Annotated in this window: 11 protein-coding genes; 8 read left to right on the forward strand and 3 right to left on the reverse strand. The window is 48.0% G+C overall.

Features of this window, described 5'->3' with window-relative positions:
• Nucleotides 1-15 precede the first annotated feature (15 nt).
• From MHH63_RS27675 to MHH63_RS27695, 5 genes are read left to right on the forward strand one after another with little or no spacing between them, the layout of a single operon-like run.
• Nucleotides 16-2655 carry an exo-rhamnogalacturonan lyase family protein gene (locus MHH63_RS27675; RefSeq protein ID WP_445321776.1) on the forward strand — a complete coding sequence of 880 codons (2640 nt, stop codon included), beginning with the start codon at nucleotides 16-18 and terminating at the stop codon, nucleotides 2653-2655.
• 27 nt (nucleotides 2656-2682) lie between these two features.
• Complete coding sequence (locus MHH63_RS27680; RefSeq protein WP_341172307.1) at nucleotides 2683-3390, forward strand: DUF1961 family protein; 708 nt, start codon at nucleotides 2683-2685, stop codon at nucleotides 3388-3390.
• Nucleotides 3391-3411: 21 nt separating this feature from the next.
• Nucleotides 3412-4221, forward strand: a complete 810-nt coding sequence (locus MHH63_RS27685) for a polysaccharide deacetylase family protein (RefSeq protein ID WP_341172308.1) — start codon at nucleotides 3412-3414, stop codon at nucleotides 4219-4221.
• A gap of 27 nt (nucleotides 4222-4248) precedes the next feature.
• Nucleotides 4249-5520, forward strand: a complete 1272-nt coding sequence (locus MHH63_RS27690; RefSeq protein WP_340012124.1) for a hypothetical protein — start codon at nucleotides 4249-4251, stop codon at nucleotides 5518-5520.
• A 15-nt stretch (nucleotides 5521-5535) separates the two neighbouring features.
• On the forward strand, nucleotides 5536-7755 hold the full coding sequence (locus tag MHH63_RS27695; protein WP_179087785.1) for a glycoside hydrolase family 88/105 protein: 2220 nt from the start codon (nucleotides 5536-5538) through the stop codon (nucleotides 7753-7755).
• A 183-nt stretch (nucleotides 7756-7938) separates the two neighbouring features.
• Here MHH63_RS27695 and MHH63_RS27700 read toward each other — a convergent pair whose 3' ends face one another.
• Entirely contained in the window at nucleotides 7939-8310 is a 372-nt protein-coding gene (locus MHH63_RS27700; protein WP_081386950.1) for a hypothetical protein, read from the reverse strand.
• 80 nt (nucleotides 8311-8390) lie between these two features.
• Entirely contained in the window at nucleotides 8391-9218 is an 828-nt protein-coding gene (locus MHH63_RS27705; RefSeq protein WP_076301920.1) for a helix-turn-helix domain-containing protein, read from the reverse strand.
• Nucleotides 9219-9365: 147 nt separating this feature from the next.
• Here MHH63_RS27705 and MHH63_RS27710 point away from each other — a divergent pair, with 147 nt between their 5' ends.
• Nucleotides 9366-10652 (forward strand): Gfo/Idh/MocA family oxidoreductase, encoded by a 1287-nt coding sequence (locus MHH63_RS27710; protein WP_076310197.1) that lies wholly within the window; start codon nucleotides 9366-9368, stop codon nucleotides 10650-10652.
• Between the two features lie 196 nt (nucleotides 10653-10848).
• On the opposite strand, the gene MHH63_RS27715 is transcribed toward MHH63_RS27710, so the two are convergent.
• Entirely contained in the window at nucleotides 10849-12111 is a 1263-nt protein-coding gene (locus tag MHH63_RS27715; RefSeq protein ID WP_036675660.1) for a TraB/GumN family protein, read from the reverse strand.
• A 259-nt stretch (nucleotides 12112-12370) separates the two neighbouring features.
• Here MHH63_RS27715 and MHH63_RS27720 point away from each other — a divergent pair, with 259 nt between their 5' ends.
• Entirely contained in the window at nucleotides 12371-13492 is a 1122-nt protein-coding gene (locus MHH63_RS27720) for a glycoside hydrolase family 88 protein (RefSeq protein WP_076303808.1), read from the forward strand.
• On the forward strand, nucleotides 13482-15644 hold the full coding sequence (locus MHH63_RS27725) for an alginate lyase family protein (protein WP_341172309.1): 2163 nt from the start codon (nucleotides 13482-13484) through the stop codon (nucleotides 15642-15644). The genes MHH63_RS27720 and MHH63_RS27725 overlap by 11 nt, the downstream gene beginning before the upstream one ends.
• The last annotated feature ends 65 nt before the right edge of the window (nucleotides 15645-15709 follow it).

The raw sequence follows: 15709 nt of genomic DNA on the forward strand, positions 1-15709 counted from the left end.
TGCGGCGAAGAACGTATGAAGGAGATGGTTGTTGTGCCTACGGCTCTGCCGATTGGCCTGCATTGGCTAAAAAAGCCCGCTATTGATGTGGGTGTTACCTGGGGGGTTCCTTGGAAAAAAGGAGCGCTCGGCAGGGAATCGTTAAAGAATCTCTGCTTAAGTATGCCGAAGAACGAAAAGCATGTGCCGCTGCAAAGCTGGCCAGCAGCTTTTTGGCCAGACGGGAGCATCAAATGGTCCACGCACTCGGTAGTAAACAAAAAAAATTCGGATATTCAGCAGGGTTCCTTAGCGACAATGACAATAAATCAAGTGACTCCAGCTACGGAAGTGACTGAGCGACTAACTGTGCAGGAAACAGAGGAAGCTTTCATTATAGATACAGGTGTTATTATTTGCACGGTTAACAAGCAGGGGAAGGGTCTTATCCGCAGTATTGTACGCAGAAATCCGGCGGACACGGAAGGAACGGAAGTTTGCAGTAATGGCGAGCTTGTATGTATACGTGAACAGAGAGATGAGGGTGCTGGCACCCTGAGCATACGTGAGGAGCGGTTCACAGGACGAACGTTAAGTGCCATCCTTGAACAGGACGGACCTGTTCGCGCAGTGGTGAAGCTAGATGGACTTCACCAAGCTTCGCACAGTGCTCGTGAGTGGCTTCCCTATACGTTACGTTTATATTTTTATGCTGGGCTGGAGTCTATTCGATTAGTTCATACGTTTCATTATGACAGTAATCCACAGCAGGATTTTATTAAAGGATTGGGAATAGAATTCACAGTGCCGATGCGTGGACCTCTTTACAACCGCCATGTTCGTTTTGCCGGAGATAGCGGCTTGTTTAGCGAGTCTCCTAAGACGTTGCATACACGGCGAACCAAAGGTAAGTACCGTGATTTATTCCTCGATCAGGTAGCAGGATGTGCTGTGAAATTTAATCCAGAAGAGGATGCCTATTTCCTTAATTTATTGGATGACTCCGCCACTTGGGGCAGCTTTCGGCTGGTTCAAGATTCTTCCGAGCATTATGGGATCTGGAAGCGGACAGAGGATGGCTGCGCTTGGATCAAGGCAGCAGAAGGCCGCCGGGCAGGTGGGCTTGGTTATGTTGGGGCAGAGGGCGGAGGGCTAGCCGTCGGGATGAAGAATTTCTGGCGTAAGCATCCGGCAGGAATGGAGATTGGTTCCACTGCCACTGACGCGGCAGCACTTACTGTCTGGTTCTGGTCACCTGATGCGGCAGCTATGGACTTGCGGCATTATGATACGAAAACACATGTGGAATCCTCGTATGAAGGTGCAGAAGAATTACGGGCCACTCCATTTGGTATCGCTAATACTAGCGAGCTAACATTCTGGTGTACGGCGCAGACTCCCGGGCCTGAGTTGTTGCAGCGGATGCAGGCAGAAGCTGAAGAACCTTCATTGCTGGTTTGTGAACCAACTTATTATCATGAAGCGGGTGCTTTTGGTTTCTGGAGTTTGCCTGATCGGAGCACACCAGCCAAAGCGTATCTGGAAGAGCGGCTGGACGGGATCATCTCCTTTTACAAGGAAGAGATCGAGCAGCGCAAATGGTACGGTTTTTGGGACTACGGAGATTTCATGCACAGCTATGATCCGGTCAGACATGTATGGAACTATGATCTCGGTGGCTGCGCCTGGCAGAATTCCGAGCTGGTGCCAAATATGTGGTTGTGGGTAACGTTTCTCCGGTCCGGGAGAGCGGATGTGTTCCGAATGGCCGAAGCTATGACCAGGCATACGAGTGAGGTAGATGTATATCATTTTGGCGAATACGCCGGACTAGGCTCGCGGCATAATGTCATCCACTGGGGCTGCGGCTGCAAAGAGGCTCGTATCGCCATGGCGGGTCTGCATCGCTACTATTATTATCTGACCGGAGACGAGCGGGTCGGCGATATTATGGACAGTGTAAAGGATGCTGATTATTCAACAGTTACTCTGGATCCGATGCGGGCGTATTTTCCGAAGGATGAATTCCCGACTCATGTTAGGGTGGGTCCGGACTGGGCGGCCTTTAGCTCTAATTGGATGACCCGCTGGGAGCGGTTCGAGGATACCGCTTATCGTGACAAGATTATAACAGGTATGGATTGCATCAAAAGGGCAAATTTACGGCTATTATCTGGTCCCACATATGGTTATGATCCGGCAACTGGCCTATTGTCGGGAATGGGCGACGATAACTGGGGGCGTCATTTAGCCATTAGCATGGGAGGTCCGCAGGTGTGGTTCGAGCTGGCGGCAATGCTGGAGGACCCGGACTGGGAAGATATGCTGGCTGAGTTCGGCGTATTTTATAATTTGCCAAAAGAAGAGAAGGACGCATTTACAGGAGGGTTGATTTCAGGAAAACTCCGTTTTGAGCATCCTGTACTCAGCGTAGCCATTGCTGCATATGGAGCATATTACCGCAAGGATCCAGCGACGGCAGAGCGGTGCTGGTCGATTTTGCTGGAGAATCCGTTTGGTTGTGTGAATCTACAGGAGGAAGCTGATCAGGTCACTTATATGACTGAGTTAAATGAGATCGATTGGATGAATACAAATGAAGCCTCGCAGTGGTCTTTAAATACGATTATTGCCTTGGAATTAATCGGTAGTGCTTTACCGGAACGCGCGAATTAAAGGCTTCATTGTGGGGAGGAATGATTTATGGCTAGGCCGATGCAGGACACGGGTATAGGTGGTTTGATCCCTGAAGCATGGAAACCAATCTACCATAATCCCCTCGCTTCGACTAGTGATATCGCTGGATTCCAGATGGAGGGAGCGGGAGCAGTTTCCTTCCCTTTGCAGCGAATGAGACTGGAGAGTACTATCCATGCCGAGGCCGGACAACAAGCAAATGTCGTTCTCTGGTGTCCAGAAGAGTTCCCGGCAGACCTCGCCGTATCTTGGAATTTCCGCCCATTGCGTGAGCCGGGGTTGGCGATTTTGTTTATCGCGGCCAAAGGAGAGGGTGGGAAGGATTTATTTGATTCCACGCTTGCTCGCCGTACGGGTGAATATGATCAATACCATCACGGGCAGATAGACACGTATCATATCTCGTATTTTCGCAGGCGTTGGGTGGAAGAACGTGAATTTCATACCTGTAATTTGCGTAAAAGCTATGGTTTTCATCTGGTTATGCAGGCAGCCGATCCGCTTCCGGACGTAAGCGACATGACTGAGCCCTACCGGATGTTAGTGGTGAAGCGTGGTCCTATGCTGTCTTTTGCAATCAATGAACTGCCGATTTTTACATGGATAGATGATGGTGAAACCTATGGGCCGCTACTGACAGGCGGGAAAATTGGGTTCCGACAGATGGCACCCCTGATGGCTGAATACTCAAATCTGACGGTTTTTGGACAGTAATGCGAAGGAGGCTTCAGATTGATGTCTATTATTTATTATTGTTACCCTGAGGGCAGACATAAGGCGCTTACAATGAGCTATGATGACGGCAGACGGGCTGACGAAAGATTGGTAGGACTATTTAACCGCCATGGGATTAGAGGAACATTTCATCTCAATTCTGGCCTGCTGGGTGAAGGTGATCGTATTACGGCAGATGAAATAACTGAGCTGTACCAGGGACATGAGGTATCTGTTCATACGCAACACCATCCGACGATGGCCCGTTGTCCGCAGGAGCAAATCATCCATGAGATTATGGAGGATCGAAAGTGTTTTGAGACGCTGCTCCAGGTGCCGATACGGGGAATGTCTTATCCTAACGGTTCCTTTAAGAAGGAGATAAAGAAGCTTTTGCCTCATTTAGGCATGGAATATGCCCGTGTGGTACAGACCACTGGCGGCGGCTTTGGGCTGCCGGAGGATTGGCTGGAATGGCGGGGGACTTGCCATCATAATGATCATTTGCTGGAGCATGCGGAGCAGTTCGTGAAGCTGCATAAACGGCAGTATTTATATCTGATGTATGTGTGGGGCCATAGTTATGAATTTGATAACGATAATAACTGGGAGCTGATGGAAAGCTTCTGTGAAGCAGTGGGAGGACTAGAGGAAATCTGGTACGCGACAAATATTGAACTCGTTCATTATATGAAGGCTTGTGAAGCCCTTATTTTCTCCGCTGCTCGGGATTTTGTATATAATCCGGGAGCGCTATCTGTCTGGCTGGAAATCGACGGTTTGATTATAGAAGTAGCAGGCGGACAAACCGTCCGTTTCCCGGAGATCTAATCGAAGAGAGAAGACAGGAGGATTCTAATGAAAACGAAGGACACACAATTAGTCTATCAGCTGGCAAAAGTAGATATTTCCGCTGCCGGTCCACGCTGCAAAATGCTTATTGGCGATCTGAATGGGGATGGACGTGCGGAAATGCTGCTGGTTCAGCCGGATAATCGCCAGGATGTACGTTATATTCCCCATCAGGTGCAATGCCTGACTGCTTTTGATATGGATGGCAAGCTGCTGTGGCAGGTGGGCACACCCGATCCTGACGCTGGCAGCCAAGGCTCGGACTATCCAGCGCAAATTTATGATTTAGATGGTGATGGGGCGCTGGAAGTATTATGTGTAATGGATGGACGGTTTCATATTCTTGAAGGTTCAACAGGAATGGTTAAATCCATATACGACTTACCGGCTGAACATGCACATGATTGCATTATCATTGCCAATCTAACAGGGCAAGAACACGCTTCCGACATTATTCTGAAGGACCGTTATCATCAACTGTGGGCCATGGATCAGGATTTCAATTTATTATGGACGCATAAAGGCAATGTAGGACATTATCCGTGGGTTCACGATCTTCATGGAAATGGACAGGATCAAGTGATGGCAGGTTATGATCTGCTTGATTCTAAAGGTGATTTATTATGGAGCTGCCATGATCTTGACGACCATGCGGACTGTATTTGGGTTGGCGATGTGAATGGAGATGGCTATCCTGAACTGGTTGTCGGCGGAAGCGTAACGGTGATGTATGACCGGGACGGACAAGAGCTTTGGCGTTATGACGGCTCCATCGAGTCGCAGCATCTGGCGTTAGGCCGATTCCGGCCTGAACTGCCTGGTCTTCAGGTTGCCGGGCTGGACCGAATGATCCGCGAAGATGACGGCAAAGGGCTGAAGGGCAAGGATGCGTTGTTTCTTCTAGACTGTAATGGCAAGGAACTGTGGAAAGAAGAACGTACAAGCGACGGTTGGCTGACTATAGTTGAAGCCGTGAGTAACTGGCAATTTGGTTCTCCGGATTATATTCTCGCGTACCGCCGGGGAGGCGGAGTATATCCTGCTTTGTACGATGGACATATGCGGGTTGTAGCTGAATTCAAGGAGGAAGGTTATGCCGTTCACGGCGATCTTCTGGGATGTGGCAGGGAACAGGTTGTAATTTATAATGATGAGTCCGCAACGGTATATTCAAGCGAGTGGATAGATATTAGTACCTGTGCCTCTGAGAAATCGTTACCTCACCCTAAAAGATTGTACAACTCGACGCTGTATCCCGGTGGAGAAATAACGGTGTGAAGGAGGATACGCTTAGTGAGTACTTATATTCCAGAATACTTTCCTGATCCTGATTGTATTGCCAAATATAATGGGGGCAAAATCGAAAATGTACTGGCCGCAGTGGCCAGCCGTTTTATCGGTGCCTATCCCCCGCAGCCTCCGGTGTACCGGGTACATTCGCAGAGTGGTTTCAACCGGCTCCGCGACTGCCGTTACGATATGAATCTGGAAGAACGACTGCCGGAGCTAGCGGCAGGACAATTCGTATATGTGTGGGGAAAGCTGTGGAGTGACAATGAGGTAGATGCCCCTTTCTCAGTTAGTTGCTACAGTCCAGTTAAGGTTTACATAAATGGACGGCTGGTGTTTAGCTCCAATCTAAATGATGATGTGTTTCCGGACAGAAGGACGTTTTTTCGGGCGGGCATGGATAAAGGCTGGAACCATCTGGTACTGGAGTATGTTGCAACAGGTACAGGTTGCGGAGGGGTTTTTGGAACGGGCAGTGTCAAAGGTGCACCAGTACACTTTCTTACTCCGACGGCGCAGTTAAGCGGTTGTGAAGGTTGGATTTATAGTGGACCCCAGCAGACATCTTGGGCAGCTTGGCTGGAAGCTGAATTCACTGAAGAGCAAATGACAGCTCGCTGCGTTTGGTTTCCGACACAGCAATGGTCGCCACAGGAACAGGCAACTGGCAACTGTTCACGCATATTTGGGGAAATGCTGGGAGCCAAGGCGTATGCTTGGTGTAAGCTGGAAGTTAACAGCCTACAGGAAGACGACATTCGTCTGCAAGGTAGCTATCGTGGAATGGCTGAAATCTCTATCTATGTGAATGGGAAACTTGTAGCTGAGCATCAGAACGTGAAAGGTATGCTTGATATCCAACTGGAGCTTGGTTATGGACTACATGATCTGGTCGTGGAGTCCATCTGTGGAGAGGGGAATTGGGGATTTGAACTGGACGTACGGTCTGGTGGTGTTCAGAGTAGTCTCGTGCAACCATATCCCGTTGAAGGATTAACTGATCCATGGTTGTACCTTGGATTGTTCACCAAGGAGGCAGCGCCGAAAGTCTTAGAACTGACCTCTATGGATACTTTATTTGGGGAAGCGGATGAAGTAACCTTTTGGCGTGTAGACCAGCCGAATAGCTGGGTTAGGCCTTATTTGGAGAGTGTTATGTTTGGGCGCTGGAATTACCCTCTAGGCGTAACCCTGTACGGATTGCTGAGAACAGGAGTAGAGCTTAAGGCCCCCCATTATGCCGAATATGCACAACACCATATTGAGCAATGTACAGGGCTGCATAAATATGCCTTATGGGACCTTGGACGTTATGGCGCTCCGGGCATCAATCATCAGCTGGCGCTGATGGATTCGCTGGACGACTGCGGATCCTTCGGGGCAACGATGCTGGAAGCACATAAGCTTCGTCCACTACAGGGCGCACCGGAAGCTGCTGCTGAAATTGCCAATTACATTACTAAAGTGCAGAGCAGGCTGCCTGACGGAGCTCTGTATCGGACCAGTGGCACAGTTGATTTTATGCAGCAGACGATGTGGTGTGATGATCTGTATATGAGCACGCCATTTCTAAGTAAATATTATGAATTGACCGGAAATGCGGCTTATCTTGATGATGCGGCGGCGCAGTTTTTACTTTACAAGGAGCGGCTGTTCCAGCCGGAGCTTGGCATTATGCATCATGTGTATGATTATAAGTTTAATAAACCCAATGGCGTGCCTTGGGGCAGAGGTAATGGTTGGGTGATTTTCTCGCTGACTGAGCTGCTTGAAGTTATGCCTGAGCAACATCCGTTGCGAGCTGATTTGCTTGATTATTTCCGCGAGCTTAGTAAAGGCTATCTTAAGCTGCAAGATGAGCGGGGCCTATGGTATCAAGTGTTGACGGATCCTAAGTCCTACGCGGAGGCTTCTTGTACCTCTATGTTTATTTACGCTTTTGCTAGAGGCGTACGCTGCGGTTGGCTGCTGGAACCAGACTCATACGTAACCTCTGCAATCAACGGCTGGAGTGGCTTAACCCGTTATTGTATTGACAAACAAGGCAATGTTTACGGTGTCTGCCGCGGTTCGGGTTATTCGTTTAACAAACTGTATTATAAAGATGAATTGACCTGGCAATTAAACGATACACATGGGATTGGCATCGTGCTGCTGGCCGGAATTGAGGTTCACAGGCTCGTACGAGATTTGGAAATGAAATCACATGACGAAGCAAAATGAATGGCATGATGAGGAATGAGATGACCGTATTAATCACAAAATGCCAGCTGAGCAGCGATACTCCATTAGTGGGGATCGCTGCTCTTTGTTATGCGTTACAGTGCTGCTTAAACCCCCGAAACCCCGAACCCCCCCGAACCCCCCCGGCCCCCCGAAACCGCCGATTACTCCTGCTAGACAAAGTTATGCGGACTCAGATGACGTTATTTGCAGATTTATCGCCTTTTGGGGCCATTTTCGGACTCCAGTGACGTTATTCCCTCGGAAACGGTCAATATAGGTAACTTTTTTGCCAATAGCGACTATGGGGTCCGATAAAATTCCAAAATAGCGATTATGCTGCGAATAAGGTCCACTGGGTCCGATAGCCTCATGAACTTTGTTCGCACGAAAAGGTAATCTAGTGACGAGATATTGTTGTTGCTCAGATGCTCCCGGTGCTCCCGATGCTCCCGATGCTCCCGATGCTCCTGATGCCCCCGATGGTCCTGATGCCCCCGATGCTCCTGATGCTCCTGATGCTCCTGATGCTCCTGATGCCCCCGATGCCCCCATATGCCGACAACATTTCACATGTATCCTTCCGGGCGACGGAGCGGCTACATAGAGAATCGGTTGTGATTTTTAGCTGTGGATCAGCGGTTTTGCTTGCGATATTGCAAGGGCGAACGTTTAACGATTTGTTTAAACACACGCCCGAAGTGGGCGATGCTGTCAAAGCCGGTATCCTCGGCGATGTTCGTAACTTTAGCGTTGGTGCTCTGCAAGAGACGTTGGGCTTCCTTGATCCGAATGTAGTTTAGATATTCTACGATGGTGAAGCCAGTTGTCTGCTTGAACACACGGCAGAGATAGGTGCTGCTGATGAAAAAAGTCTCAGATAGCCGCTCCAATGTAAGCTTTTCAGCATAATGTGTTTGTAAAAAATCAATAATTTCGTAGACTTTTAGCTGCTTCTCACTGTTCTCAGGGGCAATGGGCTCGCGGCTTATTTCCTGTATTCTGTTCATTTCAATAAATAGTTGGATGAGCAGCGTCTGCAGATAGGGGGATTGCTGTGTCCGTGGTTCTGTTTGTTCTTTTAGCATGCTGAAAAGAAGATATTCAATGACCCCCTGCTCATGTACTCCGGGCCGCAAAAGCAAGCTTTGTGTAGCCATAAATGGAAAATGCAGCTCGAAATGTGCCAATGTCTTTTGCAGAAAGCTTTCCTCAAAGTTAATTAAGATCCGTTCATGGCTTGCAGAGCCTTTAGAGGTGGTACGATGGAGCTCGTTCTTGTTAATAAAAATCAGATCACCTTTACGCAAGGTGTAGATCAGATTGTTAATGTAATAACTGCGTTCCCCGGCGAGTAAATAATAAATTTCATAAGTATCGTGATAATGGTCGGAATCCATGCTGAATGGACCGGCTCTTTTTATTTGCTCAATTATAAAAGGAGGCTGAGGCTCCTGTTCCATACTAAATCTGCTCCTTTCTGATAATGAGGATAATATTTGCAAAGTTTTTGTTATTTCTGCTAAGAATCGCTTAGATTAAGATATATTTTATACTATACACTATAAGAAGAAAACGCTTTTAAATCAATAAGTGATGGAGTGATCCTGATGTCCAACAAAAAATATGCTTTCGTAGGAACCGGCGGCCGAGCGGAGTTTTTTTATGGTGAGATCACCACGAATTATCGTGAAACCTCTGAGATTGTAGGCTTTTGTGATGTGAATGGAGCAAGAATGGATTATGCGAACCGTTTGCTGGAGGAAAAATATAAATATCAAGCGGTTCCTACCTATAAAGCTCATGAGTTTGACCGTATGATTGAGGAAACCAAACCTGACACGGTTATTGTCACGAGTATTGACCGCACGCATCATCGTTACATTATCCGGGCGATGGAGCTTGGCTGCGATGTTATTTCGGAGAAACCGATGACAGTGGATGAAGAGAAATGTCAGGAAATTCTTGAAGCGATTGAGCGGACTGGGAAAAAGCTGCGTGTGACCTTCAATTACCGCTATGCCCCACACAACACCAAAATCCGTGAACTCATTATGGACGGCGCGATTGGAGAAGTGCTTTCCGTCAACTTCGAGTGGCTGCTAAATACGCAGCATGGGGCGGATTACTTCCGCAGATGGCATCGTGATAAACGGAACAGCGGAGGTCTGTTGGTTCATAAATCCACACATCATTTCGATTTGATGAATTTCTGGCTGGGTTCGCGCCCAGATACGATTTATGCGATGGGTGATCTAAGATTTTATGGCAGAGAAAACGCGGAGAAGCGCGGGGTGACTGAGTTTTATCAGCGTGCTCATGGTAGCAGTGCGGCGGAAAACGATCCGTTTGCCCTGCATCTTAAAGATAATGAGCAGTTAAAGCAGATGTATCTGGATACGGAGCATGAGGATGGCTACCTGCGTGACCAAAGTGTGTTCGGTGATAATATCAGCATTGAGGATACGATGGCGGTTATGGTCAAATACAAAAATAAGACGATTATGAATTATTCACTTAATGCTTATCTGCCTTGGGAGGGTTTCATTGTAGTATTTAATGGAACGAAGGGGCGGATGGAAGTAAAGGTCGTCGAACAGTCTTATGTAAATGCCGGAGGAAACAAGGAAGATGAAGGGGCGTTAAAAGACAAGCGGATCACGGTCTTCCCTCAGTTCGCAGCACCTTATGAAGTGGAGATTGAAGAAGGAGTTGGGGGGCACGGGGGCGGAGATCCTGTGATGCTGCGTGATATTTTTGAACGTCCGCTGGAGGATCGCTTTAATCGTGCGGCATCCCATGTGGACGGAGCGTTGTCTATTATGACCGGGATTGCGGCAAATCGTTCAATAGCTACTGGACTTCCAGTTAAGGTAGATCAGTTAATAAAATTGTAGTAGCCCGTTTATGAACAAGCGGCTTTGGGTTCGTAGGGAGCGTTTCTCCAGAATCCCGGAGGGCCCTCCGCTCTGTCCACACGTTAAGCCAACTTCTACTTTTAGATTGAGCTAAAAAAAGTGAAAATAAAAGGCTGTCTCCAAAATCATCGTAGATGACTAAGAGACAGCCTTGTTTATTTTAGCTAAAACTCAATTATTGTTTGACGACGTTAAAGCCATCTTTTTGCAATTGGGTCACGATACCATCGTCACCGAGCATATGCAGCGCGCCAACGACGACAAGGTAAGTCGCTTTTTTATCACTATTCAAATATTCTTTTACATGCTTCACCATGTTGACGTTACGATCCGAAACCAGGCCTTTATAATACTCTGGCTCTTGCGCGACCGCTTTTGTCATCGCTACGAGCGACTGCTCATCACCTTGCATCCACATTTGGGATAGTGCATCCAGCGAAGCTGCTGCGGAAGTATTGTCCGTTTGATTGAGGCTGCCGAGTGTGTCGACAAGAAGCTTTTCTTGCAATCCATCTGAGAACTGGTCGAACATATTCAGCTGCAATTGTGTGTTTTCCAGTTCAATAATAGGTTTGTTCAGCTTGCCTGCTTTTTGTAAAAAATATAAATCAATGCCGGTATCCGCCGTATAACTTGTAACTTGCATCTGTAGACTTGAGACACCTTGGGTAACGACCCACGGTTTGAAGGAATCGAATGCATTTTCCGCCAGACCATTTGCTTTTAGCAGCTGAGTTACTTTGTTATATGTATCTGCGGATACATGATCCTTGAGCTTGGTTCCATCTGTATAAGAGCCTTTTTCCAAAATAAACTTTTGGATCTCAGCTTGATCAATCTTAGAGATATCTACTTCGACACCTAAATATTGCGAGGCTTCAAAAGCAGCTTCAATCTCCGGACGCAGCGGGTACATTTTGTCGTTAGCCACATGGATAGAACCAAGCAGATAGACGGTGTTGCCGTTGTTCTCCACTTTCCATAAGAATCCGGTGCTTCCGGCAGCTTGAGTATCGGCCACAAAAGTGATGGTGCGCAGCGCTGGACTCCACTCCACCTTATAGCCGATCGTTTCTCCTATAAATCGGACAGGAACATAGGTGACATTGTTGATGGTTTTAGGAGCCACCTCTAGTTTTTTCTTCTCCCCGTTTACCGTTGCGGTTGTGCTACCGATGGTCAGTGAGAGGGCCAGTCCATTTTTGGTCCCTGTTACGGTTTGGGTTTTTTTATTCCAATTAATATTTACATTAAGCTTCTCTAGCAGGGGACGCATAGGAACTAGGGTCGTTCCTTTTTCTACAACAGGGTTAGAATTGCCTAACTTTATTTCGGTTCCATCAATCCATACACCGACAGGCTTTTCAGCAGCATGCGCAGTGGTAAAGACAGACATAACCATGAAAATGGATAAAAATAATGCACCTAGCTTTTTCATTAATAGGACACTCCGTTTCTAAAAAAGAATGAAAGATGTAAGTCACTCTCTGATTTTAACGTATTTTCCCATAAACAGTTATACCTTTTGTTACTATATTGATTTGATGCCTATGATTGGAAAGTAAACTTACAGTACTTCACGTCATTCAAAAGTCAAAATAATGCACATCAAAGCAAAAATCGCCCCTATTAGATCCTGTTCACTCTCCTTATCATGAAACGTAAGAAACGAAGAGCCTGAAGGGAGCAAGGAACTTATGTGGAGCAGTGCGATTGAAGATGCGATAGAGAAGGTACGTAAGAACATAGACCGGTTCGGGGGCAGTTTCCCTCATGTCAGCAGGAATGGAACTTATCAGCTCAATAACAACGACGACTGGACTAACGGATTTTGGAGCGGCATGTTGTGGTTGTGTTATGAATATACGCGGGATGACAGCTTCCGTATTGCGGCATCCCATACCGTAGAAGATTTCCGCCGCCGTTTCGCGGCAAAGACCGTGCTTGATCATCACGACATTGGCTTCCTGTATTCGTTATCCTCTAAAGCCCAGTGGATTATAGATAAAGACGAATCAGCGCGTCAACTGACATTGCAGGCGGCAGACCTGCTGCTGAAGCGCTGGCGTACAGCTGGCGGTTATATTCAGGCTTGGGGACCGGAGGGGGATACTCAGGAAGGCGGGCGGATCATTATTGATTGTCTGTTAAATCTTCCCCTTTTGTATTGGGCAGAAGAACAGACCGGTGATTCCGTATACAGGGAAGTGGCGGTCATGCAGGCGGAGAAAACGAGACGGTATCTGGTACGGGGAGATGACAGCTCATACCATACGTTTTTCTTCGACCCGAAGACCGGAGAGCCGATTGGCGGCGCCACACACCAGGGTTTTACTAACGGATCGACCTGGACGCGCGGGCAGGCTTGGGGTGTTTACGGTTTTGCATTATCCTACCGCTATACCAAAAATCCGTTGTATTTGGAAACGTCCAAGCGGATGGCCCGCTATTTTCTGGAGCATTTGCCGCAGGATCATGTCGCTTACTGGGATTTTAATGCTCCGGTATCTCCGGATACTTACCGGGATAGCTCGGCCTCAGCAATAGTAGCAGCCGGACTACAGGAACTGCTGGAGCTAATGGATGGGGAGGATTCTGAGCGGGCTTATTTTCAGCAGGGATTAGTGCAGTCGATGACTTCGCTTGTGCAGAACTATTCCACGCTCGGTGAAGAGGCGGAGGGGCTGCTGAAGCATGGTTCTTACCATGTGCGCGGCGATCTGTCTCCAGATGACTTCATGATCTGGGGAGATTATTTCTATCTCGAAGCATTGATGCGGCTGCAAAAAGGCAACAAGGGGTACTGGTATGAACGCTGATGTCAGACAAATTTCCCCCTATGCCGTCTTTGCGCTGCTCGACCTTGAGTTGCCTGCTTTAGCTCTAGTGAAGAATGCACTCAGCCAAGCGCGTCAGGACGATGCGCTGATTGAATTGCATCGGTATTTGACCCGCCGGAGCACGCCGGGCTGGCGGATAGAGGATAACCGGAAGCAGCAGCTTATTGACTATGTACGGCTTTATTGTGCAGACGAACTGGAAGCAGTAATGAAGACAGCGGATGAAGTTGTGGAGCAGACGTTTCTCTTTCGTTTTCCCTGGGATATGGAGCGCAGCCGCATTCCGGTTACCTTTGAGGAAGAAATTGACTGGCGTCATGTTCCGGACAAGGATGTAGAATGGGCTTATATGCTGAATCGCCACCGCTACTGGGTGGCATTAGGACAAGCGTATGCGATAACAGGTAAAGAGGTTTATGCGAGAGCATTTTGCTGCCAGCTTGAAGATTGGATAGACCGTAACCCCGTTCCAGACAAGCCTACGAATGATACGCTGACATGGCGTACAATTGAAGCGGGCCTTCGTTGTGCTAACTGGATTAAAGCACTGTCTTATATACAGGATAGTCCGCTGCTCACACCGACGCTGCTGGCCAAAGTGATGATATCTCTCCATGAACACGGCCAATATTTAGCTTTATCGTTTACGGGCTGGAAGAAGATCAGCAACTGGGGGGTGCTGGAGACTTGTGGTTTGTTCCAAACTGCGCTCTACTTCCCTGAGTTCACTAGTGCCAATAACTGGCGACAGCTCAGTGAGGAGAGATTGGGAGAGACGGCGCGAATTCAGATTATGGCGGACGGCATCCACTGGGAGCAATCGCCCACCTATCACCATGAGGTTTTGGTATGTTTTCTCGACTTCATCCGCTTAGCCCGATTGAACGGACTGGAGCTTCAGGAAGAATTTCAGCAAAAGGTTCAGCAAATGGCTGTCGCTTCATTGTATTGGGCCAAGCCGAATCACCGGCAGCCGATGCTTGGCGATAGTGATGACAGCGATATCCGTTCGCTTTTGACTTATGCGGGCTGGTTATTTCAGGATGCTGTACTCCGCTTTGGCGGATACGATCAAATGGATTATGACAATGCCTGGTTGTTTGGGATAAATGGAGTTGAGAGCTACGAGCGGCTGACTGCGGAGCTACCGCCAAACTTGTCACACGCCTATGCACATTCCGGCCATTATGTGATGCGAACGGGCTGGGACGAGCAGGATTTGTACCTATATTTTCACTGCGGACCGCTTGGGGGTGGACATGGGCACGCGGATCTGCTACATTTCGATCTGTATGCCTATGGGCGGGATCTGCTTACCGATCTTGGCAGATACAACTATAGTGATCATACACCACTTAGAAAAGCGCTAAAAGAAAGCGCTGCCCATAATACGACCACTGTCGACGGAATTGGATTTACCGAAATCACGGATACATGGTCCTTCTCTCAGACTGCGAAGCCAACGGGCTGCCAATGGATCAGCCATCCGGACTTTGATTATGTAGAGGGCAGCCATGACGGCTACCGTCATTGGGATGATCCGGTTTACCCGTTAAGGAGGATCCTATTTATTAAGCCTTTTTACTGGCTTCTGGTGGACAGCTTCAGTTCCCGGCAGGAGCATACATTTTCTCAGCATTTTCATTTTGCACCCGGAACGGTTCAGATGGAAGATGGAACGCTAATATGCCGTACAAAAAATGAGCGGGAAGCCAATATTTGTATCCTTCCTGTTCATGTTGATGGTCTTCAGGGCAGGGTTGATGCTGGGGTAATCTCCCGCGAATATAATCTGCTGGAACCCAATCAGTATGCTGTGTACTCCCGAAAGGGGAAAGGAACGGTCTCGATCATGCAGGTGCTGTACCCGCAGTCTGCGGGTGAGTTGTTCTGTCCGCTCGTCGAACAGGTGCCAATTTACCGCCATACGGGTGAACCGGTGGCTGCTGCACAGGCGGAGGCCTGCCGCATCATCCTCCCCGAAAGGAATGAGGAGCATATTATCGTGATCAGCCACGAGATTCCATCCAGTCATTTAGATTCCTATGTAGTGGAAGGCGTACAAATTTTTGGAGAAGTAGTGCTTATTGTTTCTGCAGACGGTCAAAAGAAAGTCACGGTAATCAGATAATGTATGAATACTGGACAACGGGCTGATAGAATAAAAGAAAAGAGCATGAGAGAGGCGCGGAGAAA

Source organism: Paenibacillus sp. FSL H3-0310 (genome assembly GCF_038002785.1).
Lineage (GTDB): Bacteria > Bacillota > Bacilli > Paenibacillales > Paenibacillaceae > Paenibacillus_AQ > Paenibacillus_AQ odorifer.